The sequence below is a fragment of the Nostoc sp. C96 genome (genome assembly GCF_059384975.1).
Genome location: NZ_CM182020.1, coordinates 3818331 through 3839374, shown reverse-complemented (window position 1 = coordinate 3839374; position 21044 = coordinate 3818331). Strand labels below are relative to the sequence as shown.

At 40.0% G+C, this 21044-nt stretch carries 20 protein-coding genes; 10 read left to right on the top strand and 10 right to left on the bottom strand.

Annotated elements, in window-relative coordinates:
- Positions 1-162 precede the first annotated feature (162 nt).
- The 4 genes from recN (at position 163) to AC504W_RS16310 (ending at position 6025) form a co-directional block, all read left to right on the top strand.
- A complete protein-coding gene (recN, locus tag AC504W_RS16325) occupies positions 163-1908 on the top strand; it encodes a DNA repair protein RecN (RefSeq protein WP_494873340.1) in 1746 nt (581 codons plus the stop codon).
- A 327-nt stretch (positions 1909-2235) separates the two neighbouring features.
- Positions 2236-2727: a TerB family tellurite resistance protein gene (locus AC504W_RS16320; RefSeq protein WP_494873339.1), complete on the top strand. Its 492-nt coding sequence runs from the start codon at positions 2236-2238 to the stop codon at positions 2725-2727.
- A 243-nt stretch (positions 2728-2970) separates the two neighbouring features.
- Positions 2971-4401 carry a carotenoid oxygenase family protein gene (locus AC504W_RS16315; protein WP_494873338.1) on the top strand — a complete coding sequence of 477 codons (1431 nt, stop codon included), beginning with the start codon at positions 2971-2973 and terminating at the stop codon, positions 4399-4401.
- Between the two features lie 49 nt (positions 4402-4450).
- A complete protein-coding gene (locus AC504W_RS16310) occupies positions 4451-6025 on the top strand; it encodes a mechanosensitive ion channel family protein (RefSeq protein WP_494873337.1) in 1575 nt (524 codons plus the stop codon).
- 178 nt (positions 6026-6203) lie between these two features.
- Here the strand turns inward: AC504W_RS16310 and AC504W_RS16305 are convergent, their stop codons facing one another.
- The 8 genes from AC504W_RS16305 to AC504W_RS16270 all read right to left on the bottom strand — a co-directional run bounded on the left by AC504W_RS16305 (position 6204) and on the right by AC504W_RS16270 (position 12114).
- Positions 6204-7076: an S-methyl-5'-thioadenosine phosphorylase gene (locus AC504W_RS16305; protein WP_494873336.1), complete on the bottom strand. Its 873-nt coding sequence runs from the start codon at positions 7074-7076 to the stop codon at positions 6204-6206.
- A 187-nt stretch (positions 7077-7263) separates the two neighbouring features.
- Positions 7264-7758: an ureidoglycolate lyase gene (locus AC504W_RS16300; protein WP_494873335.1), complete on the bottom strand. Its 495-nt coding sequence runs from the start codon at positions 7756-7758 to the stop codon at positions 7264-7266.
- Between the two features lie 12 nt (positions 7759-7770).
- Positions 7771-8211 carry a DoxX family protein gene (locus tag AC504W_RS16295; protein WP_494873333.1) on the bottom strand — a complete coding sequence of 147 codons (441 nt, stop codon included), beginning with the start codon at positions 8209-8211 and terminating at the stop codon, positions 7771-7773.
- Between the two features lie 238 nt (positions 8212-8449).
- Positions 8450-8827 carry a clan AA aspartic protease gene (locus AC504W_RS16290; protein WP_494873332.1) on the bottom strand — a complete coding sequence of 126 codons (378 nt, stop codon included), beginning with the start codon at positions 8825-8827 and terminating at the stop codon, positions 8450-8452.
- Positions 8824-9096, bottom strand: coding sequence for a hypothetical protein (locus AC504W_RS16285; protein ID WP_015115501.1), 273 nt, complete (start codon positions 9094-9096; stop codon positions 8824-8826). Before AC504W_RS16285 ends, AC504W_RS16290 begins: the two co-directional genes overlap by 4 nt.
- A 354-nt stretch (positions 9097-9450) precedes the next feature.
- Positions 9451-9621 (bottom strand): hypothetical protein, encoded by a 171-nt coding sequence (locus tag AC504W_RS16280; RefSeq protein WP_494873331.1) that lies wholly within the window; start codon positions 9619-9621, stop codon positions 9451-9453.
- Positions 9622-9990: 369 nt separating this feature from the next.
- Complete coding sequence (locus AC504W_RS16275; protein WP_494873330.1) at positions 9991-10644, bottom strand: DUF6060 domain-containing protein; 654 nt, start codon at positions 10642-10644, stop codon at positions 9991-9993.
- A 564-nt stretch (positions 10645-11208) separates the two neighbouring features.
- Positions 11209-12114: an alpha/beta fold hydrolase gene (locus AC504W_RS16270; RefSeq protein WP_494873329.1), complete on the bottom strand. Its 906-nt coding sequence runs from the start codon at positions 12112-12114 to the stop codon at positions 11209-11211.
- 403 nt (positions 12115-12517) lie between these two features.
- On the opposite strand from AC504W_RS16270, the gene AC504W_RS16265 reads away from it, so the two are divergent.
- The 4 genes from AC504W_RS16265 (at position 12518) to AC504W_RS16250 (ending at position 15478) form a co-directional block, all read left to right on the top strand.
- Positions 12518-13072: a thioredoxin family protein gene (locus tag AC504W_RS16265; RefSeq protein WP_494873328.1), complete on the top strand. Its 555-nt coding sequence runs from the start codon at positions 12518-12520 to the stop codon at positions 13070-13072.
- A gap of 70 nt (positions 13073-13142) precedes the next feature.
- Positions 13143-13871, top strand: a complete 729-nt coding sequence (gene pyrH, locus AC504W_RS16260) for a UMP kinase (RefSeq protein ID WP_096578023.1) — start codon at positions 13143-13145, stop codon at positions 13869-13871.
- On the top strand, positions 13858-14406 hold the full coding sequence (gene frr / locus AC504W_RS16255) for a ribosome recycling factor (RefSeq protein ID WP_494873327.1): 549 nt from the start codon (positions 13858-13860) through the stop codon (positions 14404-14406). Before pyrH ends, frr begins: the two co-directional genes overlap by 14 nt.
- A gap of 199 nt (positions 14407-14605) precedes the next feature.
- A complete protein-coding gene (locus AC504W_RS16250) occupies positions 14606-15478 on the top strand; it encodes an MBL fold metallo-hydrolase (protein WP_494873326.1) in 873 nt (290 codons plus the stop codon).
- 7 nt (positions 15479-15485) lie between these two features.
- Here AC504W_RS16250 and AC504W_RS16245 read toward each other — a convergent pair whose 3' ends face one another.
- Positions 15486-16802 carry a recombinase family protein gene (locus tag AC504W_RS16245; protein ID WP_494873325.1) on the bottom strand — a complete coding sequence of 439 codons (1317 nt, stop codon included), beginning with the start codon at positions 16800-16802 and terminating at the stop codon, positions 15486-15488.
- A gap of 1034 nt (positions 16803-17836) precedes the next feature.
- Here AC504W_RS16245 and AC504W_RS16240 point away from each other — a divergent pair.
- Positions 17837-18808, top strand: a complete 972-nt coding sequence (locus tag AC504W_RS16240) for a hypothetical protein (RefSeq protein WP_494873324.1) — start codon at positions 17837-17839, stop codon at positions 18806-18808.
- Between the two features lie 96 nt (positions 18809-18904).
- Here AC504W_RS16240 and AC504W_RS16235 read toward each other — a convergent pair whose 3' ends face one another.
- Positions 18905-19264: a VOC family protein gene (locus AC504W_RS16235; protein ID WP_494873323.1), complete on the bottom strand. Its 360-nt coding sequence runs from the start codon at positions 19262-19264 to the stop codon at positions 18905-18907.
- Between the two features lie 524 nt (positions 19265-19788).
- Here AC504W_RS16235 and AC504W_RS16230 point away from each other — a divergent pair.
- Positions 19789-21036, top strand: a complete 1248-nt coding sequence (locus tag AC504W_RS16230) for a DUF4912 domain-containing protein (protein ID WP_494873322.1) — start codon at positions 19789-19791, stop codon at positions 21034-21036.
- Positions 21037-21044: the final 8 nt, after the last annotated feature.

Genomic DNA, 21044 nt, shown 5'->3' with positions numbered 1-21044 from the left:
GCTGAGTTGAAAGTGCTGAGTCAAGACAGTGAGTGCTTACCGTACTCCATATTCAAGATTCTTTTTTTAATAGCACACTCAGCAAGAAGTTGCGTGCGGGGGTTTTCCCCGTTGAGCAAACTTCGGTAACTCAGCACTCAGCACTAACGGGGGAAAAGCTTGATGTTGCTTGGTCTGCGAATTGAAAACTTTGCCCTAATTGACCAACTGGAACTAGAATTTGGCGTTGGGTTAAATGTCTTAACAGGTGAAACCGGGGCAGGAAAATCGATTATCTTAGATGCGATTGATGCGGCCTTGGGTGGTAAAGTCTCCAGTCGAGTGATCCGCACTGGGACAAACCGCGCAATGGTAGAAGCAACTTTTAAATCTCATCAGTCTTTAGCTGCTTGGTTAACTGAACAGGAAATAGATTTAATAGATGAGAACTCAGTAGTTATTAGTAGAGAAATTACAGCCACAGGTAGTAATATTCGCAGCCGATCACGGGTGAATGGTGTGTTAGTGAATCGGCAACTCATGGTAGGATTGCGCGATCGCCTCGTTGAAATTACAGCCCAAGGTCAAACTGTACAAGTAGGACAATCTGCCCAAGTTCGGGAATGGTTGGATGTTTACGGTGGAGATGCTTTAATCAAACAACGTCAAGTGATTGCGACCGCTTATCATGCTTACCAACAAGCCCATTTAGCTTTAGAAAAACGTCGCACATCAGAACGAGAACGTCTGCAACAACTCGACTTGCTGACATATCAAGTGCAGGAGTTGACAACAGCCAACCTCAGCGAACCGCAAGAATTAGAACAACTTACACAAGAACGGGAACGGTTAAATCACGTCGTTGATTTACAACAGATGAGTTACAAAGTTTATCAGGCTTTGTATCAAAACGACGGAGACACACCAGCCGCCGCCGACTTGTTGGGAGACAGCGAAGCCACCTTAAATGACATGGTGGAATATGATAGCCAACTGCAATCATTATTAGAATTGGTGAGAGACGCACAAACCGCAGTTGTGGAAGTAGGAAGACAGATTAACGCCTACGGGGATAGTTTAGAAGCTGATCCGCAACGATTGGAAGAAGTAGAAGAAAGAATCCGGGAATTAAAGCAAATTTGCCGCAAGTATGGGCCGACACTCACAGAAGCGATCGCCTACTACCAACGCATCCAACAAGAATTAGCCGAACTCAACGATAGCGAACATTCTATCGAAAGTTTGGAGCAGCAAGAAAAAACTTGTTTTGATAAACTTACCCAAGCTTGCCAAAAGTTAACTAAACTACGCCGTCAAGCTGCGAATAACTTAGAAACTCGGTTGATCGCCGAACTCAAACCATTGGCGATGGAAAAAGTACAGTTCCAAGTGGAAATAGTACCCATCGTTCCCACTGCGGCGGGTGCTGACAAAATCACCTTTGTGTTCAGTCCCAACCCTGGCGAACCATTGCAACCATTAACAGAAATCGCTTCCGGTGGAGAAATGAGCCGCTTTTTATTAGCTTTGAAAGCTTGTTTTTCTCAAGCCGACTCCGCCGAGACATTGGTATTTGATGAAATTGATGTCGGCGTTTCTGGGAGAGTCGCCCAAGCGATCGCCGAAAAATTACACCAACTCGGTCAAAGCCATCAAGTATTATGTGTTACACACCAACCTTTAGTGGCAGCAATGGCTGACCGTCATTTCCGGGTTGATAAGCAAACTATTACTCAAGGCAAAGGTAAAAAAACTAACAACGGCAGTACAGAGCAGCGTACCGTTGTGCGAGTCACTTATTTAGATAACATCAATACACGCCGCGAAGAACTAGCGCAGTTAGCCGGGGGTAAATCTGCAAGTGAGGCGATCGCTTTTGCCGAGTCTTTATTATTACAAGCCGCCAACCACCGCAGCCAAGAATTATAGGCCTAGATGATTTTCCGCGTAGACTATACACAATATTTGAAAAAGTAATGAGTGACAATACTCATCTTAAATCCATAGCCTAAGCGCCTCTTGTCTTTTATCAAGATGTACTTTACTTAACCGAAAAATAATTTTATTCATAATTAAAAATTATATAAAATAAGTTGATTTATTCTCTTTGATTATTAATAATCTTCAAGGTCTTAACTGTCTTAACTGTCCTTGCGTTCTTCTTAGAAGTCAGAGATATTAAAAAACATCAAGTGAGTGTTACTTTTTTCCAGAATTTTCAAGTAAAAACCACAACAAACCTCAAAAGGTAATGTTATGACTAATGTGAAAGAAATAGTACCAGCTTCAGAATTTTTGAAAAAAAACTTAGGCATTTCCGAAGCGCCCTTTGAAGCATATATTAACTACGGATATGCGCTACTCACTATTGCTGGAGCCGATGGAGAAGTTTCTGAAGGCGAACTTAATTGGTTAGAAAATCATCAGCGCTTGGCTGGTGCGCCAGAAGAAATAATAGCAAAATACAAAACATTTGCATACAAAAATGCTGATTTAGAAGGCATCCTGAGCAAGATTTCAGTTGATGTTTCTACTTGGTCTAAATCAAGGTCATTATTGTATCATGCAATTCAAATGTCTCGTGCCGATAACAATTACTCAATTGAAGAGCAAAAAGCCGTGAAAAAAGCTGCTAAATTGCTAAAGGTTGAAGATGATATTGCGCTTGCTATTAATAGATTAGTCGAAACAGAAGAAGCAGTAACTTCACTGCGTAAAGCACTATTACAAACTGAAGTTTTAGCTTAATCAAAAAGATTGTTATTCTTTGATATAGTTTGGTTTTTTCCAGCCGTTCTACTAACAGTTATTGAGAAAAGTTCAAGATATCAGTATTACTTAATAACTTTGAGAGCGCACATATAATCAAGGTTTCGGGCTATTTTTCACAAAATGATTTATCAGCCCGAAACTATTGCCATATATGGAGGTAAACAAGCCTTTATATGACGTAATATTCATTAAGTTCTGTGTTTTATCAATATATTTGAGATGCCTACCATCAGTCAAAAATCAACAAAAAAAGCTTGGGCAGGTGCGATCGCCAAACCAGCAACAGAATTTCCGCTGACCCAATTGCCAGTTATCTTTGGTAAAATCCCCAATGGCTTACGCGGCACACTCTACCGTAATGGACCTGGACGGCTAGAACGTGGCGGAAAGCTGATGGGACATTGGTTTGATGGAGATGGAGCAATTCTCGCTGTTCATTTTACCGATGCAGGAGCTACCGCAGTTTATCGTTACGTACAAACCTCTGGTTATCAAGAAGAAACCGCCGCCGCTAAACTGCTTTATGGTAACTATGGTATGACTGCACCAGGAGCCTTTTGGAATCAATGGCTCAAACCAGTGAAAAACACTGCAAATACTTCGGTGATAGCCCTTCCAGATAAACTTTTAGCACTGTGGGAAGCTGGTAAACCCTACGCTTTAGATTTGCAAACTTTAGAAACCCACGGCGAAGATGATTTAGGAGGGTTAAATCAAGGATTAACTTATTCTGCACATTATAAGCGCGACAAGCAAACAGGGGAAATTTTTAACTTTGGGGTCACTCCTGGATTAAATGGCAAACTCAATCTTTACCAGAGCAATTCCACTGGGAAAATTACCCAAAAAGCAACATACTCTCTTGATGGAATCCCGATATTGCATGATTTTGTGTTAGCAGGGCAATATCTTGTGTTTTGCATTCCGCCAGTGCGGCTGAATATTTTGCCTGTACTGCTAGGTACAAGCTATAGTGATGCACTAGAGTGGCAACCCCAACTAGGAACTCAAATTTTAGTTTTTGATCGCCAGACATTATCTCTGGTGAGTCGTGGTGAAACCGAACCGTGGTATCAATGGCATTTTGCCAACGGTTATCTAGATGCTAGTGGTTCAGTGATTGTAGATATTGCTCAATACAAAGACTTTCAAACTAACCAATACCTGAAGGAAGTATCTACAGGTAAGACTCACACTGCTGCTGAAAGTAGACTCACAAGAATACATCTTCAGCCTCAAACAGGCAAAGTTACAACCATTGAGCAAGTGCTAGACAGACATTGCGAGTTCCCCAATGTACCACAGCCAAATGTCGGGCAATTTTCTCGGTATACATATTTTGCCTCATACCAACAAGGCACAGATATTAGCCAAGAACTATTAAATGCGATCGCCCGCTTTGATCACCACACTGAAATCCTGACAGAAGCGAAATTCCCAGAAAATCTCTATCCTTCAGAACCATTACCTGCTCAAGATACCCAAAACCCCAATCAAAGTTGGGTAATGACAGTTGTCTACGATGGTAATTCTCATAGTAGTGAAGTTTGGGTCTTTGATAGCGATCGCCTGGACGAAGAACCCGTTTGCAAACTGAGATTACCAAGTGTTATTCCTCCAAGTTTCCACGGAACTTGGAATCAGGCTTAAAGAAGTAATAAGTCAAAACAAAGAACAGCGAAAAATTGATATTTAAGAGATGAATATACTAATTATCCTGGGTGAAGTCATATTTTTAATCATCATTTTCTGGCTGTTTAACTGGCTGATTGGCATAATCTTCAAGCAGGTCGCTAAAGCTTATTGGATGCAGAGAAAAACTGAAAATATCACCTTTTTGCGCCGCAGTATTGGCAGAATTTTCATGCTGATTGCTGTGGTGCTATGTCTGGCGCTGGTTGGTGTGAATGGAATTATAATTTATCGCGGTGGCAACGTTCAAGAATTTCAACTTAATCTGATTCGCAGTCTTCCTACTCAATTTTGGATTAATTTATGTACTGCAAGTTTAAAAACTATCACTTTGCTATTGCTAGTTAAATTTACCGTACCACCTTTAAGCCAAGGGATTGACTGGATTTGCGACTATGCTAAGAAAGTTGATCAAATCAAAGCTAATGATGAGAGTGTGGAGGCTTTTTTTCAAACATTAAAAAGAATTATTATTCATAGTATCTGGATATCTTCTGCTATTTTATGTGCTGACTTTTTGTACCTACCAGCAGTTGTTACTAAATATCTTTTTATTGCCTTAAAAATTTATCTCACTATCTCAGTTGGTTTACTCATTGTCAAAGCAGTTGCCACTATTGTTGATACTCTTGATGCGCTCAGTTTAAAATTTTCTAATTCTAACAATTTACTGCGTTTATATGAACGTTTACGCCATTTAATTCCCCTCTTCAAAAAATGTTTAGAATATGTTCTTTATGTAGGTATAGTAAATCTCGTTCTGCCAGAAATAGAACCAATTGCTTGGATAAGTGCTTATACACCTAGAATTGTCCAAATTATTGGAGTTTTCTTTATTAGTAACGTTTTGATAGAAGTCGCTTACTTTATTCTGGATGAATTTTATTTAAGGACTACAGATAGCAATGATTCACAGCGACAGAAACGGCTAACGCTAATTCCTTTAATGCGGAGTTTTGCCAAATACTTTATCTATTTTACTGGCGGAGTAACTATACTCAAACTGATTGGTATTGATCCTGCACCTATCTTAGCAGGTGCAGGAATTGTGGGGATAGCAGTTGGGTTGGGGGCGCAAAACCTAATTAATGATGTTGTTTGTGGATTTTTGATTTTGTTTGAAAACTATTACTTAGTTGGTGATTATGTTGAAGCTGGGAAAATGGAAGAGAGAACTGTTGAAGGGGTTGTAGAGGCGATTGAACTGCGAACCACTCATGTTCGTCATCCTGATGGTCAATTACAGATTATTCGCAATGGGGATATAGGTTCAATTATCAACTATTCTAAGCAATATATATATGCCAGGGTAGAAGTTAGTGTTTCTTACGACTCCAATTTAGATCATGTATATAGAGTAGTGGAAAAGGTAGGACAGCAGTTAAAATTAGATGAACAAGATGTCATAGAACCCACGCGAGTAGCTGGAATAGAACATTTTGGAGAGGATAACTTATTGTTGCTGACGTTGACAAAAGTTAAGCCAGGAAAACACCTGCATATTCAGCGCGTTCTGCGTAAGATATTGATGGATGCTTTTAATCAGGAAGAAATTGAAATTTGCGGTTTTGCTAAAAACTGAGAAATCAAGGATTAAAATCATCATCTTGATTTCCAGCTATAAATACTCTTATTCCCTTGTGGTTTGATAAATTAAGCATTTTGATAATTTTTGCGTAAGCTAGTAGATTGGGTAAAACAAAGTTAACGCCAACACAGAGATTTATGTTGGGTTGCACTGCACTTCACCCAACCTACATTTATAAATACTTTTGTAATAACAAATGTAATTTTTCTTTTGTTGCTGTTGGTGCTTTATCTAATTGAGTCAAAATGGCGTATTTCAAGGCGGAGTGTGCGTCACTGGGTGGGGGATTTTCACTCAAACGGCGGACAGTTTCTTGAATGACTTTTTGGGCGTTGACTGCGTTGCGTTGCAAGTTACCAATTACCATCTCAACGGTGACGCTATCATGGTCTGGATGCCAACAATCGTAATCGGTGACTAATGCTAAGGTTGCGTAGGCGATTTCTGCTTCTCTGGCTAACTTGGCTTCTGGTAAGTTGGTCATCCCAATTACCGTTGCGCCCCAACTGCGGTACAGGTTAGATTCGGCTTTGGTGGAAAATGCTGGCCCTTCCATGCAGATATATGTGCCGCCACGATGTAGGGTGACATCTGGTAAATTGAGAGATGCGATCGCCTCTGCTAAAACTCCAGCTAAATTGTGACAAATCGGATCACCAAAGGCAATATGCGCTACAATTCCCTCGCCAAAAAAGGTGGAAATACGATTTTTTGTCCGGTCTATAAACTGGTCTGGGACTACCATATCTAATGGTTTGGCTTCGGCTTTTAAAGAACCCACCGCACTAGCCGAAATTAAATATTCTACCCCCAATTGCTTCATTGCATAGATGTTGGCACGAAATGGTAATTCCGAAGGTAACAGGGTATGATTGCGCCCGTGACGCGCCAAAAAAGCTACCTTTGTCCCTTCTAGTGTCCCCAAAATCACAGCATCGGAAGGCGAACCAAAGGGCGTTTCAATTTGCACTTCTTCTATATCCTTCAAAGCGGCCATTTTGTATAGTCCGCTACCACCAATAATGCCAATTTTAGGGTTAACCATAACTTTTGATACTTGTTGCTGATCTGCCTAGTTATTTTACACAGGTGGGCGAGACTTATGAGCAAATCAAGCGAGAATTCCACCTTGATAGTCAAGCATCCCAGCAGTTATCGGCAATAATGACTCAAAAATTTGGTTGCGATCGTCTCAAGTGCATTAATCCATCTCAAGGATACAAAAAAGAAGCTTACACCATCTCAAACTCTAATTGATGACTCTTGAGAAAATCATGGGTGAAATGATCCACCACATTTGTATCAGCTAGTTCTAAATTATAAAAATCTACAACTTCATGATCAAAATAAGGGCCAGCGTGCCAAGTTCCCTCATTTAATTTAATAAAACAATTCCCTGGAATCCGAAAAGCAGCAAGTTCTTCTAAAACTGGTTCATCCAATTCATTATGAGGAGGACAAACAGCAATGAACCAATCCTTTCCTTCTAAAGAACCTAAACATTGAGTACATTTTACATGACGCGTAATTTTATTAAACTTTCGTCCACGCTTTTCTAGACACATAATATAAAATCTTGGAGTTCCATTTTGCAGATTTAATTGAGCATCTTCTGTATCAAATTGCTTACCATCTGTGGTTGCAAAAATCACTTGTCCATAACGCCGAAAATTTTCTGCGGTGACTAATTCTGCTTGTAATTCTTGAACTGTTTGTGATGCACTCATAATATTAAAAACCTACTGTTCTAATTCTTGAGGAATAAGTGATTTAGGAATTAAGGAAGCTTGGATTTCTTTATCTGAAGGTCTTGTATACCACCAAGCCCAAGCGATTAACACTGCTTGTAATGGCAATCTAATTGCTTGAACCCAAGGTGAATCTGAATATGGGATGGTTTCAATTTTAATATGATTAACTGCCATGTTGATATTGGCAGGAAAAACAGCAATAAATAGCAGCACCAGTCCCCAAGCAGCAGCTTGACTCACAGGCGGAACTAATAACCCAATACCACCTAAAATCTCATAAAAGCCACTGAGATAAACTAATTCTAAAGGGTAAGGCAGTTGTGGCGGCATGATTTTAACGTAAGGTTGCGGTACTGCAAAATGTGTAATACCGACGATGATGATTGATATTGCCAAGATGACACGAAAGAGTTCCTTACGTCTGTTCATGGTTGAGGCTGATTTTATACTTGCGCTTACCAATTCAGTTTGGTGATATGAGGTGAATTTGTCTTCAATCAACAGTAGGAAATATCACCGAATATTAGTTAGATTTTAAAATGTGCTTGCGATCGCTCCCTGATCCAATCCTGTAAAATTCCATTGACTAACGACCCCGTTCACCCGCTGCTAATAATTTCTCGAACTCTACGAAAAGACTCTGTACGGTTTGTGTTCAACGGGATTGTTAGACCGTCTTGACTTTGCGAAGTTTGACACTACCGCCTTCAACAATCTGCATTGTTAGCTGATAGCCTTCCATCAATAACATTCCAACAAGCGGTTCTGAATCAGCTTCGTCCACTGGGATTGTTAGCAAGGTGCTATCCCAGACTACAGCAGCTTCGTAGACGTTGAAAACACACTCACTGCCATCTCCAAGAATTGCCCGTCCTCGTCTTTTCCATCTCAAGTTTAACTCAGCAATCGCATCTGGAGGCAACGACAGCCAACCATTGAAACCTGTGTCTACAATCGCATCTTTTGTAAAAACTTTGCCATCAAAGCGACGAATTGAAAGTGGAATAATTGGTTCAAATTCTGCATTGACTACTCCAGTAATCATGCAGTTCTCGGAGTCCGTCCGCCAAATCGACGAACATGGCGAGAGCCAATTCGGACAATCCAAATTTGAGCATCGGGGTGACGGGTTTCGAGGCGATCGCAAGCTACAATTTCGCTTTTGTCAATTTCAAAGTCACCAGTTTCAAGATCAATCGCTACAATTTTGCCGTCATTCCCAGCCTCAACTTGAGGTTTGATCTGAGTTTCATAAATATAATCACCTCGTTGGGCAAATTCCTCTTTGCTGTAGCGGGGTTGTCGTACTGTCATCGTTCCAATTTTCGGTTTGTCTATGGCTTTATTGTAAGCTGATGCCGATCGCTTGTTAGTTAGATTTTAAAATCTGCGATCGCTCCTGTATCCAATCCTGTAAAATTCCATTGACTAACGGCTCAACTCACACGCCGCTAGTAACTTTCAGGGGATGAAGATGTTCTAACTTTCGGTCTCGCGTGCAGTGATTTGTTAGACGCTCGCTTAATTGGCAACCTAACTAATCTATCTTTATGAGCCAGTTGCTTCTGCTGCAAGTCATTAAAAATCGCTCTTAAGTCGTAATGAAACATTGAGCGTATTCTTCTCTATACTTGTGAATTTCATCAAGAATTTCATTTTTATACATGACTAAACCTCTGGATTATAACCACTAAGCTCATAGGGAGTGCAAATAACTGGCAATATATAACCGATATCAACACTAATCTGCGCCAGCTTACGCTGAATTTGAGCATTTGCCATGTGCTTGCAGTTCCAGGTTAGCAGATAATCTAAGTTATAGACGGTTGCTAATGCCATGTGTTAAAGCATCGTTGGATGCTTTTTGAGGAAGATTGCTTTGATTCAGAAAGGCTTGTGACAGTTGAAACGCTTCTTCCGTCAGTTCAAGAAGCATTAGGGATTGTGACTTTTAAGACAGTCGCTACGCGAGCAGCGATCGCACTTAAGCGGCATAACGGTGCGCTTGATCGGCCGCAATTAACCTCAAACTCAGGACTAACAGCTTTCGGCAGTCCGCTTCAAGCGAATTGTTATGCTGCGATCCTTCGGGGTGCGGAAAATTCCTGAAACCCTTAACAGGTAAAGTTCCTGATTTTTGAATTTGATTACAATCCAAGAGATCGATCAAAGACTGTTCTAGATGGATTCTCAACTCGTTGAAGCAACTTAATTGAAGATAAAACTCCAAAGTACTTCCCCATTTGGATCTGGAGATATACAATCCACCCATTCTTCTCTTATTGTGCCGAAATTATTATAAGTCCTCAAAGTTCCCCAGGCGTGGTGCCCAACGCCAGATGAAGCTATGTATCCTTGCCTACCTGGTGCAATAGTGAAATTGTAAGATGTAGAGCTAGTAACAGACCACGACCAAGTAAAACCGACTGTTGCAGCAATTGTATCAGCGGCTTTGTCGTTTAATGATATATTTACTGACACTCCCATTGTCGTACTTACAGTATAAGTGTTTGTACAACTGATTGCACCTGTGGGACACACTATTGTGTCAGTAACTCTAACATAAGGTAGCCTTTCCCAAAGATGACCACTTTCTTTGAAGGAGTATTGCGTCCAGCCACCTGTCTCCATAGGAATAATGGCGGTTGACATGCTCCCAATACCAGGCTTTTGCTCAAGCTCACTAATAGAGGATTCTTCCTTTTGTTGTGGTGAAAGTTCACTATTAGACTTGTATTCTTTTTTTGTTACTTCATTCATGTACTCCTCAAAAGAAAGCGGCTGGATAACATCCCCTACCTGCTTAAAAGTACTTCCAACAAAGCATTTATTTATATGATCATAGTTGGGCTCGCCAGTCATTTCACTTTCCCTCTCTAGTTAATATTTTAGGGTGCTATTTCCCCTTTGAACACGTATGAACAGTCAAGAAGATACAACAAAATTGAATTTACATTCATAATTTGTGGCATCAGAAGTAGTCTTATGTGGTTTTCCATCATAAATCTTCACTTAACCCAATCCCTTTCATATCCCTAGCAGTGTCGTTTAGCCGCATAACTATTTATTATACGGAAACTTTCTGTATAATCTTTTTCTCAGTCTTGATATATCAAGCATTACATCTAGATCTTGACTTAATATGCGGAAAACTTCTTTTTTACCCTCTTATTTAGGTACTATACTGTATTTTTCCGTATAATCACCTTTCACGGGAGAATTATATAGAATTTTTCTGCCTATCTCTTAATGTTATAAAGAGTTTTTCCGTATAACATTCCTATTTAGAGTATTCAACAGAATTTTTCTGTATAACATCCCATAGAATTACACCCAAAGGAATTGCTTGAACAAATACAGTGTGTCATTCGACTTATCTTGCCAATCAAAGATAGAATCAGAGTCTCAGTTTATGCCGATCGCCTGTTAATGAGATTTTAAAACTTGCGATCGCTTCTGTATCCAATCTTGTAAAATTCTATTGACTAACTCTGGTGCTTCATCTTGGGGGCAATGTCCTACGCCTTCTAGGGGTATAAACTTTTCTACTGACGGGTAGTTAGCTAACTCTCGCCCTAAATTTACTGGTTCCCAAGGGTCGGCTGTTCCCCATAAAATAATTGCCGGACAAGATAGTAATGGCAGTAAGTCTTCTGGTAACGGCCCGGTGGAGTAAGAAGTAAATGCCAAAAACACAGCCACAGCACCCGGATCTTTGGCTGGCGCTGTGAGAATATCGACTAGTTCATCTGTGACTGTCTCTGCATTGGCGTAAGCTTGCAGCAAGATTTTCCGCACTGTTTTTGGTTTGGCAACTTGATTAAAAAAGAATTGCCCAATTGGTTTAATAGACAATACCCGTTGTAAAATTGGCGCACCCACACGCCGAGTCCAAGGTAGAGTTTCTCGTTTGCGATCATGCAGTAATCTTAAAGAACAGTTAATTAACGCTACTCCCAAGGCAATGTTTGGAGAACTAACTGCGGCTTGCATGGCGACAATACAGCCAATGGAATTTCCCACTAAAAAAGCTGGTTCACCCACCACTTCCCGGCAAAAGTCTGCTACTTGCTGTCCCCACAGTTCTAAAGTGTAGGCAATTTTTTCTCCTGGCTGAGGTTTAGCAGAACCACCGAAGCCAAGCAAATCTATGGCATAAACCCGACAAGTTTGGGCTAGTGCTGGGATGTTTTTACGCCAATGCCACCCAGAAGCGCCAAAGCCATGTACTAAAATAACGGCAGGCCCGGTAGTTCCTTGAGTTTGATAGCAAATTGGGAACCCCTGCCACATCCAAGTTTTTGCGGTTAAAGCAGTTGTAGAAGTATTCATCAGAAATCTGTATTTTTATTTACTAATTTTAATATTTCGTAATCTTTTTGGTAATTTATCTTAAATTGTAGAGGTGCTTGTAAAGAGTGTACTAGCAATAAAATTAATCAAGAGATAAATAAATCACTTTTTTAAATTTAAGGTAAGTATAAAAACTGAGTTAAATTTATTGATAATTGCTTGGAAAGTAGAGAAAACCTAGATATTAAAATTACTGCCCTATAGATTTAATGTAATATATTTATCAACGGTTCGATATTCAGTAGTTTTACAATTTACGGTTTCTCTGTTGATCTCTACAATCGTTTGATATCGAGCATCTGCAATAGGGTGGTTGGCTGCCAGAAAAATGACGCTAAATTTCACCTAAACTTTTGTTCCTAGTTCCTTCTGGTTCACGAAGATGACAATACTAGAAACAATTCATACTCCTGTTGGCGGCTATGCCCCGGATTTTGAACTGCCAGGAATTGACGAGCGAGTACATCATCTCAGGCGTTATTTAGAAAAATACCGGGCAGTTGGCGTTGTTTTTATTGGCAACCACTGTCCTTATGTCAACTTATACCTAGATAAGCTCAAAAAAATTCAAGGGGAATTTGCTGGGAGTGGCTTTACGCTAATTGGGATAAATGGCTGTGATGCTATTAAGTACCCGACAGAAAGCTTTGACAACATGAAAGCTTTTGCCACACATCAAAGATTAAACTTTCCCTATCTTTGGGATTCTACTCAAGATGTTACTCGGAGTTTTGGCGCAATTAAAACTCCGATGGCTTTTTTAATAGATAGTAATGGTATGGTGCGTTATAAAGGGCAAATTGATAGTTACCCGCAAGCGCCATCATCTGTAAGAGAAGATTATTTGCGAAATGCGATCGCTTCTTGGTTTAAAAGTCAAGCAATTAACCCGCAAGAAACAGAACCAGTAGGAACTTCATTGATTTGGCGCAACTAGACATATATAGTCATTGTGCTGCTATCTTAAATTGGAGGCAATTGCAACTTTTTCGATAAAGCGTAACTTCATGGGAACGAATTACCGACGGGTTTTACTTAAACTAAGCGGTGAAGCCTTAATGGGCAACATGGGCTATGGTATTGATCCAGAAGTGGTCAAAGAAGTAGCACAAGAAGTAGCAGAGGTGATAGCCACTGGCGTTCAAATCGCCATAGTCGTTGGCGGCGGCAATATTTTTCGTGGCGTGAAAGCGGCATCGGCGGGGATGGATAGGGCAACCGCTGACTACATCGGCATGATTGCCACGGTAATGAATGCCATGACGCTGCAAGATTCGCTAGAACGAATAGGGGTACAGACGCGGGTACAGACTGCGATCGCTATGCAAGAGTTAGCAGAACCATATATTCGTCGTCGTGCCATCCGTCATCTTGAAAAAGGACGGGTGGTAATTTTTGGTGCTGGTTCAGGAAATCCCTTCTTTACCACTGACACGGCTGCGGCATTGAGAGCCGCAGAAATTGATGCAGAAGCGATTTTTAAAGCCACCAAGGTAGATGGCATCTACGATGCTGACCCCCAAATTTATCCTAACGCCAAACGTTTTACTACCCTGACCTACGCACACGTTTTGACTCATGATTTGCGGGTAATGGATAGTACTGCGATTGCCTTGTGTAAAGAAAACAATATCCCAATTCTTGTATTTGACTTAACGGTGCGAGGTAACATCCGCCGAGCAGTCATGGGAGAATCAATCGGCACCCTTGTGGGAGGTTCTTGTGAAATTAGCTGAAGCTGAGAGTACGATGCAAAAAACCGTTGAGTCTACTCAACGCGCATTTAATACAATTCGCACTGGTCGCGCCAATAGCAGTCTCTTAGATAAGGTGTTAGTGGATTATTACGGTTCACCAACACCCTTAAAATCACTGGCGAATATTAGCACGCCAGATGCAACTACAATTTTGGTTCAACCTTACGATAAAAGCAGTTTAAACATTGTTGAGAAGGCTATCTCTCTTTCTGATGTGGGTTTAACACCCAATAACGACGGTTCGGTGATTCGGTTGAATATTCCGCCATTGACTAGCGATCGCCGTAAAGAATTCGTTAAACTGGCTGCTAAGTACGCAGAAGAAGGTCGTGTTGCTATTCGTAACATCCGCCGTGATGCTTTAGACTCCATTCGTAAGCAAGAGAAAGCCTCAGAAATTTCTGAGGACGAAGCCAAAGACCAACAAGATAAACTGCAAAAACTAACAGACAAGTACACAGCTAAAATTAACGAATTATTGGCAGAAAAAGAAAAAGACATCTCAACTGTCTAAAGTATGAAGTTTGAATTCTCAAGTGTGAATTTTAGAAGTTCATACTTTTGTTTAGCTTGATTGAGAAAAATCGAGAGGCTCAGATACCCGACTTTTTAAAAGCCGGGTATCTTGTAGTTTACGAATAATTGATCTCAATGAACAATCATATTTGCTAACCTAGGGCTATTGGGGTTTATTGTCAGCCCAAGAGGTTAACATGGCTCATTTAGATCTGCGTCGCCCCCAAAATACTAACGGCGATTTTTATGTAGATACTACCTGTATTGATTGTGATACCTGTCGCTGGATGAGTCCAGAAGTTTTTTATCGTGTGGATGAACAGTCGGCAGTTGATCATCAACCAAATAATGCAGCAGAAAGATTAACAGCACTTCAAGCACTTTTAGCTTGTCCTACAAGTTCTATTGGGACAGTTGAAAAACCTAAAGATATCAAAAATACTCAAGAAACTTTTCCGATTTTGGTAGCAGAAAATGTCTATCATTGTGGCTATCATTCAGAAAAATCTTATGGTGCTGCTAGTTACTTTATTCAATTATCAGAAGGTAATATTTTGGTGGATTCTCCCCGATTTACCCCACCTTTAGTGAAGCAACTAGAAGAAATGGGGGGAATTCGTTATATGTATTTGACTCATCAAGATGATGTAGCAGATCATCAAAAGTATGCTGAACACTTTCAATGTGAAAGAATTCTTCACGCTGATGATATTTCTGGAGGTACTCGCAATGTAGAAATTCAGCTAACAGGTATAGACCCATTTGCATTAAATTCAGATTTATTAATTATTCCTGTTCCTGGACATACCAAAGGACACACAGTTTTACTCTACAAAAATAAGTTTTTGTTCACAGGCGACCATCTTGCTTGGTCAGAAAGTAGGCAGCAATTAGCTGCATTTCGTGACCATTGTTGGTATTCTTGGTCAGAACAAATCAAATCAATGCGGAATTTGGCTAATTACACCTTTGAATGGGTTTTACCAGGTCATGGCCGGAGATTTCATGCAGATGTTGATACTATGGGTCAGCAAATGCAAAAGTGTATTACCTTAATGGAAAGTCTTTGATGATTCACTAAAAAATAAAGACCACTCGCAAATCCCATTCTTTATCTTCACGGACAATTTCAATTTGTCGAATAAATTCTCGCAGGTAAAAGCGTCGTTCTGCTTCTGATAAATCTAACCAAAATTGCGGAATAGAAACGGCTTGAGCGACAGAACGTAGATTAACTGGGGGAAGTGTCGCCAGCTTTGCTTGGAGTGCAGAGATTTCTGTGCGGAGTTTGTACTCTCTAAATTTTGCTGTTTCTGCATCTAAAATGCCAGTTTCAATTAAAGCAGGTAACTGAGCGAGAATTTCTTGTTGACGAGCGATCGCATCTCCTAAACTATTTTTTACTGTATCCAGTTCAGGAGAATTCATTCCGGCTACTGCTAATGGTAAATCACGGCAAACTTTAGCGATCGTAGATTCTAAGATGTCTTGATAGGGAATAGCTCGACACTTGGGATTGAGAGGACAACTAATAGGACGTAAATAAAGGTACTCTTTATCTTGATAGCGGCGAGTAACACGAGTGACTGTCGTATGAGATTGACATTCACCGCAGACAACTAACCCAGCTAAAGAACGCGGCGCACTTGCAGTTCGAGAGGGTAAGCGACTATTACGGCGCAAAAGTCGGTCAATTTGAGCAGCTTCTTCTCTGGAAATAACAGGAGTATGAGTATCAGAGATAATTTCACCATTGAGATAAGCCGTATCTCCCCGATAGACAGGATTAGTTAACCAGCGTCGCCCAGTAGTGACAGAAATTTTCTTTCCGTATTTTTTTGCCAAGTAACGCACTGCGCCGCGCAAGGAACCGTAGAGTAAAAAGTTATCGAAAAACTCTTTCACCACTGGGGAGGTACTGCGGTCAATAATGTATTTACCTTGACCACGGCGATAACCGTATGGTGTTTTTCCGGGGGGAGGTGCTGCTTCTAAACGATTGCGGGCGTGTCCTTGGCGGATGCGCCGACTTCGTTGTTGATATTGGATTTCTTGGAGTAATTTCAGTAATTCAGCCCGGAAATGAGATTGCTCTGATGTGTAGGCTTGTTCGGTAGCAATTACAGCTATACCCATCGCTTCTAATTCATTTAAGCGATCGCTTACTTCCTCTACCGTATCTCCCAATTCTTCCAAGCGACGCACCAGCAAATATTCTACTGGTTCATTTTGGCAGTCTGTGATTAGTTGTTGTAATTGTGATCGCTTTGTGTATCCATAGGTATCTCTCTTAACTAAATCTTCATAAACTCGTTCTACATCCCATTGCCAATTAATGCTTTGAGGCACAGATTCTAAGAGAGGATCATAATAAATGTAAGCAATAATTTTCATCAGTCAGTATTTAATAATCAATAGTTGTATGGTGCCAACATCAGCCACAAAGCTACTGAATTAAGCTTTTTGTAATTGCCAATTGTTGTAAACCATAAAAGTTCATAAGGTAAATAATAATTTTCAGTAAAGATTTAGCAAAGAATCCTGATATTATTTGTTCCCTAAATTATCAAGTTATCAACACGCAATCTCTCTAATTAGCAAAGATATTTTAAAGTTTAGGTATGACTAGCATCATGATCTGCTTTAGAGTATATATAATGATATTGAGATCAAAGTTAAGTAGCATTTTGTGGTTATCTTTCAGATAATATTCTGTCATATAGTAGCTAAAATGCTTCTAGTCATGAATTTCCCTATTTAGTGACATACAACAACTCAGTTGAAGACTGCTTGTAATCAAAAATAAGCAAGACTTTAACTTAGATATTTTGATGTGAGTAGATGAAAAGTGCTATTGATTGGTTTATTTAGATTGAACTAAATGGCTGTTATTAACAGCTTAACAAGGATACATCAAAAAATATAGTGATTTTTACTTAGTATCTAACAATCAAGGATAAATCAATTAAATAAGTATGAGAGTAATTTCTTCTCTAGTCCCTCATCCTCAATCCCTATTTTAGGCTAGGTTTGAATCAATAGACATCTTGCAAAAGTAATTATTGGTATGGGAATTTTAGATTGTTGCCGCGATAAATGCGGCAAGTCAGTAAAGCCTTATACAAGACAAAAAATATTTATGCAAGAAGTCTAATATAGTTTAGTAACTCACTACAGTATGTTATCTCTTCTTAAGAAGAAAACATAATATCTGCAAATTTGCGGTTTGTTAATTATTCAATAATAAGCTAGTTAAACAGACTAGAAACTTAGCATAAATCTGCTATTAGAGCAAATTTATTTCTGCTAAATTAACTGAAAATTATGCGTTCTTTAGCAGACTTGAGATGAAACTTTATCGTGTTGCTATTAATTAGCTCAAACCTAATCTTTTTATCCAACTGGCATTAATCATAGGATTTTAATTTATGTATCTAAGAATCAAGCGTCGACAATTTGGTCAGTTAGTTATTGCCAGCGCGGCTACAAATATGCTCGTTAATCTCGTCAAAAATAAAACCTTAGCACAAGAGGCGCGATCGCTAGTCGGAGTTAGACTGCCTGCAAGCAAAAATCAGCAAAACGCTAAAATCTCTCTAGATTTAGAAAACACCAGTCCAGCATTTACCTTAGTGTCTTTAGATTTAACAACTGGTGGTGAAAGATTAAGTACAGCAATTCCTGCAAGTATTGTTGATAATCTAACGACAAAAATTGAAACTGCTAAAAGAGCGTTTTCTACTGAATCAAGCCGAATTACTGGTTTTACTAGCTTTACAGATGGCACGATGGTGATGCTTACAGTAGAAACAACCCAAAAAGGGAATCATAGTAAAATTATATTTACTGATAATAAATCTAAGAAATCAACAGCTAAAAAAATATCAGGATTTAAAAATGGTAATCATACAATAGAAGGAGTATTAGGAACCAAAAATAACAAACTTATTGGAATTGCTAGTGCTAACAATGGCGTTCCTCCTTTCTATCTAGTAATGATTGACCGTAACAATGGCAAAATCACCTCTGGTGATGAGTTAAAATTACCCGAATTGCCACGAAATTTACGCTTCAGTAATCTAGCTCTTAGCCCTGATGGTAAGTTTTATGCGACTATTTTGACTTCAGACGGTAGAACAACTTTAGTGCAGCTAGATCCTAACAAGACCTCACTACTTACAGGCAAATTATTAATTACTACTGTGGCAGGGTTAACATACAATAGAAAATATTTATCCAATGACTTACTTAGCTTAACTTTCTCTCCCTCTGGTCAACTTATTGCACTTGCTAATCTCAATAATAGTCCGAAAAATTCTGTTTTTTCTGTGGATATAAAAACTGGAAATATGACACTTTTATCACAAGTAAATGCAAATAAAATTGCCTTTATTCCCTAGCAGAAAGATAGTGTTTATTGGTTGGGGAAAGAGGCTATATTTGGCTCACACTACTGTTAATTACAAGCTTTTAACTGTAGGTAGTAGCTTGTTCCATTACTGTTGACTGATCTCAATCACATTTCCATCAGGATCTTGGGTAAAAATGGCAGGGCGACCGGAGGCACTCGCTTGAATAGAATAATTGTGACTGAGTAATTCTTGTTTAGCTTGTTCTAAATCAGCCACAGCAAAAGCAATGTGGGGATTACGTCCCCATTTTTCGTTTGGGTTATCGGTTGGTGTAGTGGATGCGACTATTAGATGTATTTGATAGTTGCCGACTTGATACCATGCACCTGGATATTTGAGGGATCGGTCAATTTTTGATAATCCCAACACTCGGCTGTAAAAGTGTTCGGAACGCTCTAAATCAGTAACGAGAATGGCTGTATGAAGGCTCTGGGTTATCTGCATTGTCAGTGATGATCGCTGTTGTTTTGATTTTGACGTATTTGCGGCACAACTAGCCGATCGCTCCTGGGATTCAATCTGGAGCGATCGCCTTTATTTTGAGATGAGATCATTTGTCCATAAGGGTTTGAATGCTTTTTAAGCTTAAATGTCATGAAACAATAACATTTAAGCTCTGTTCAAAAAAGCAAATGTCATAGTTCTATGACAATATGATCCCGCTAGAGCTATTAAATTCGTAAAAGCTAGGAAAAAGTGCCTTGAGACCCCTTGATCAATACCGAGGGTTACTGGTTAATATTTACTTAACAAAACGACTCCTCCGATCCCGAAAAATGCTTACCCAAGCATTTAAGGAAATTAAAAGGGAGTGACCCTCATTTTAAAAGCAAATTAAAAAACTTTAAAAACTGGGCAAAACCAGGAGTCAGGAATAAGAAATTCATCTGAAGAAGAATGGCACTTTTTATAAAGCATTCTGTAACTCAGAGAGATAATTACCTTTCAAACTACTGGAGGCCAAATTAATGGCAAAAGAACGCCCACCGCTAGAGGAGATGACATTACGGCAACTACGTAAAGTTGCCAGCGAATATAGCGTCTCCCGCTATAGCCGAATGCGTAAATCACAATTGCTGGCAGCAATTCAAGAAGTCCAGCGTAGTAAAGCTTCGCTTAGTCCATCTCGTTCACTGGAGGCACAGGAAACCGTGGAAGCAGCAAAATTTGAACTTGGTCAAGAAGACCGTACTGGTGGCTCTCTGGCTGATGTTGATGAATTACTCGCAGATCTACCAGGTGGTTATGGTGAAAGTCGAATTGTACTTTTACCACGCGATCCGCAATGGGCTTACACTTATTGGGATATTCCCAATGATCATAAAGAAGAACTGCGGCGGCAAGGTGGACAGCAGTTGGCACTGCGAATTTATGATGTCACCGACATCAGTCTTGAATATCAAAGTCCCCACAGCATCCAAGAATATCCTGTTGATGAACTAGCCAGAGAATGGTACCTACCAATTCCTGTAAGCGATCGCGATTATGTCATTGATATCGGTTATCGGACTTTTGATGGTCGTTGGTTAATTTTAGCTCGTTCTGCCCAAGTACACATTCCTCCTGTGTATCCATCTGACTGGATTGAGGATGTCTTCATCACCGTCAACTTTGAAGAAGACTTGCGTGGTAGAACTCTGTACGAATTAGTACCACCTGCCAAGAAACTGGCAACAACAGCCGGTGCAAATGGTGGCAACCCCATTTACGACCAAATCTTTGGCTTGGCAGAATCTGCCGAAGCACAACGGGTTGCAGGTTCTCTGTTTGGTTCCATGCAACACGTACCTGGTTCTGTACGTCCCGAACAAGCTATCAGTTCCTACGTCTTCCCATCTGGTGTAGGTATGTGGGCAGTTCCCACCACCTCTGGTTTAAATATGTCAGGTGTGGGAATGTCTGGTGCAGGCTTCTCAGCTTCCGCCGTACCAATGCGTCCTCGCCAGTTCTGGTTAATTGCCGATGCTGAATTGATTGTTTACGGTGCAACCGAACCCGATGCTACCGTAACAATTGGTGGTCGGGAAATTAAACTGAATCCTGATGGTACATTCCGCTTCCAAATGTCCTTCCAAGATGGTTTAATTGACTACCCAATTTTGGCAGTTGCTGCTGATGGTGAGCAAACACGCTCAATTCACATGAAGTTCAATCGTGAAACACCATCTCGCAATACTAACACTAAAGAAGAAGCCATTCCCGAATGGATTTTCTAAGTAATCCG

What these genes read in the sequence shown, in the direction of transcription:
- recN (WP_494873340.1), top strand. Translation starts at nt 163, where the DNA reads ATGTTGCTTGGTCTGCGAATTGAAAACTTTGCCCTAATTGACCAACTG.
- AC504W_RS16240 (WP_494873324.1), top strand. Translation starts at nt 17,837, where the DNA reads ATGTATCTAAGAATCAAGCGTCGACAATTTGGTCAGTTAGTTATTGCC.
- AC504W_RS16290 (WP_494873332.1), bottom strand. Translation starts at nt 8,827, where the DNA reads ATGATTACTGGAGTAGTCAATGCAGAATTTGAACCAATTATTCCACTT.
- AC504W_RS16250 (WP_494873326.1), top strand. Translation starts at nt 14,606, where the DNA reads ATGGCTCATTTAGATCTGCGTCGCCCCCAAAATACTAACGGCGATTTT.
- AC504W_RS16230 (WP_494873322.1), top strand. Translation starts at nt 19,789, where the DNA reads ATGGCAAAAGAACGCCCACCGCTAGAGGAGATGACATTACGGCAACTA.
- AC504W_RS16275 (WP_494873330.1), bottom strand. Translation starts at nt 10,644, where the DNA reads ATGACTGGCGAGCCCAACTATGATCATATAAATAAATGCTTTGTTGGA.
- AC504W_RS16310 (WP_494873337.1), top strand. Translation starts at nt 4,451, where the DNA reads ATGAATATACTAATTATCCTGGGTGAAGTCATATTTTTAATCATCATT.
- AC504W_RS16295 (WP_494873333.1), bottom strand. Translation starts at nt 8,211, where the DNA reads ATGAACAGACGTAAGGAACTCTTTCGTGTCATCTTGGCAATATCAATC.
- pyrH (WP_096578023.1), top strand. Translation starts at nt 13,143, where the DNA reads ATGGGAACGAATTACCGACGGGTTTTACTTAAACTAAGCGGTGAAGCC.
- AC504W_RS16270 (WP_494873329.1), bottom strand. Translation starts at nt 12,114, where the DNA reads ATGAATACTTCTACAACTGCTTTAACCGCAAAAACTTGGATGTGGCAG.
- AC504W_RS16315 (WP_494873338.1), top strand. Translation starts at nt 2,971, where the DNA reads ATGCCTACCATCAGTCAAAAATCAACAAAAAAAGCTTGGGCAGGTGCG.
- AC504W_RS16265 (WP_494873328.1), top strand. Translation starts at nt 12,518, where the DNA reads ATGACAATACTAGAAACAATTCATACTCCTGTTGGCGGCTATGCCCCG.
- AC504W_RS16235 (WP_494873323.1), bottom strand. Translation starts at nt 19,264, where the DNA reads ATGCAGATAACCCAGAGCCTTCATACAGCCATTCTCGTTACTGATTTA.
- AC504W_RS16285 (WP_015115501.1), bottom strand. Translation starts at nt 9,096, where the DNA reads ATGACAGTACGACAACCCCGCTACAGCAAAGAGGAATTTGCCCAACGA.
- AC504W_RS16280 (WP_494873331.1), bottom strand. Translation starts at nt 9,621, where the DNA reads ATGGCATTAGCAACCGTCTATAACTTAGATTATCTGCTAACCTGGAAC.
- AC504W_RS16320 (WP_494873339.1), top strand. Translation starts at nt 2,236, where the DNA reads ATGACTAATGTGAAAGAAATAGTACCAGCTTCAGAATTTTTGAAAAAA.
- AC504W_RS16245 (WP_494873325.1), bottom strand. Translation starts at nt 16,802, where the DNA reads ATGAAAATTATTGCTTACATTTATTATGATCCTCTCTTAGAATCTGTG.
- AC504W_RS16305 (WP_494873336.1), bottom strand. Translation starts at nt 7,076, where the DNA reads ATGGTTAACCCTAAAATTGGCATTATTGGTGGTAGCGGACTATACAAA.
- AC504W_RS16300 (WP_494873335.1), bottom strand. Translation starts at nt 7,758, where the DNA reads ATGAGTGCATCACAAACAGTTCAAGAATTACAAGCAGAATTAGTCACC.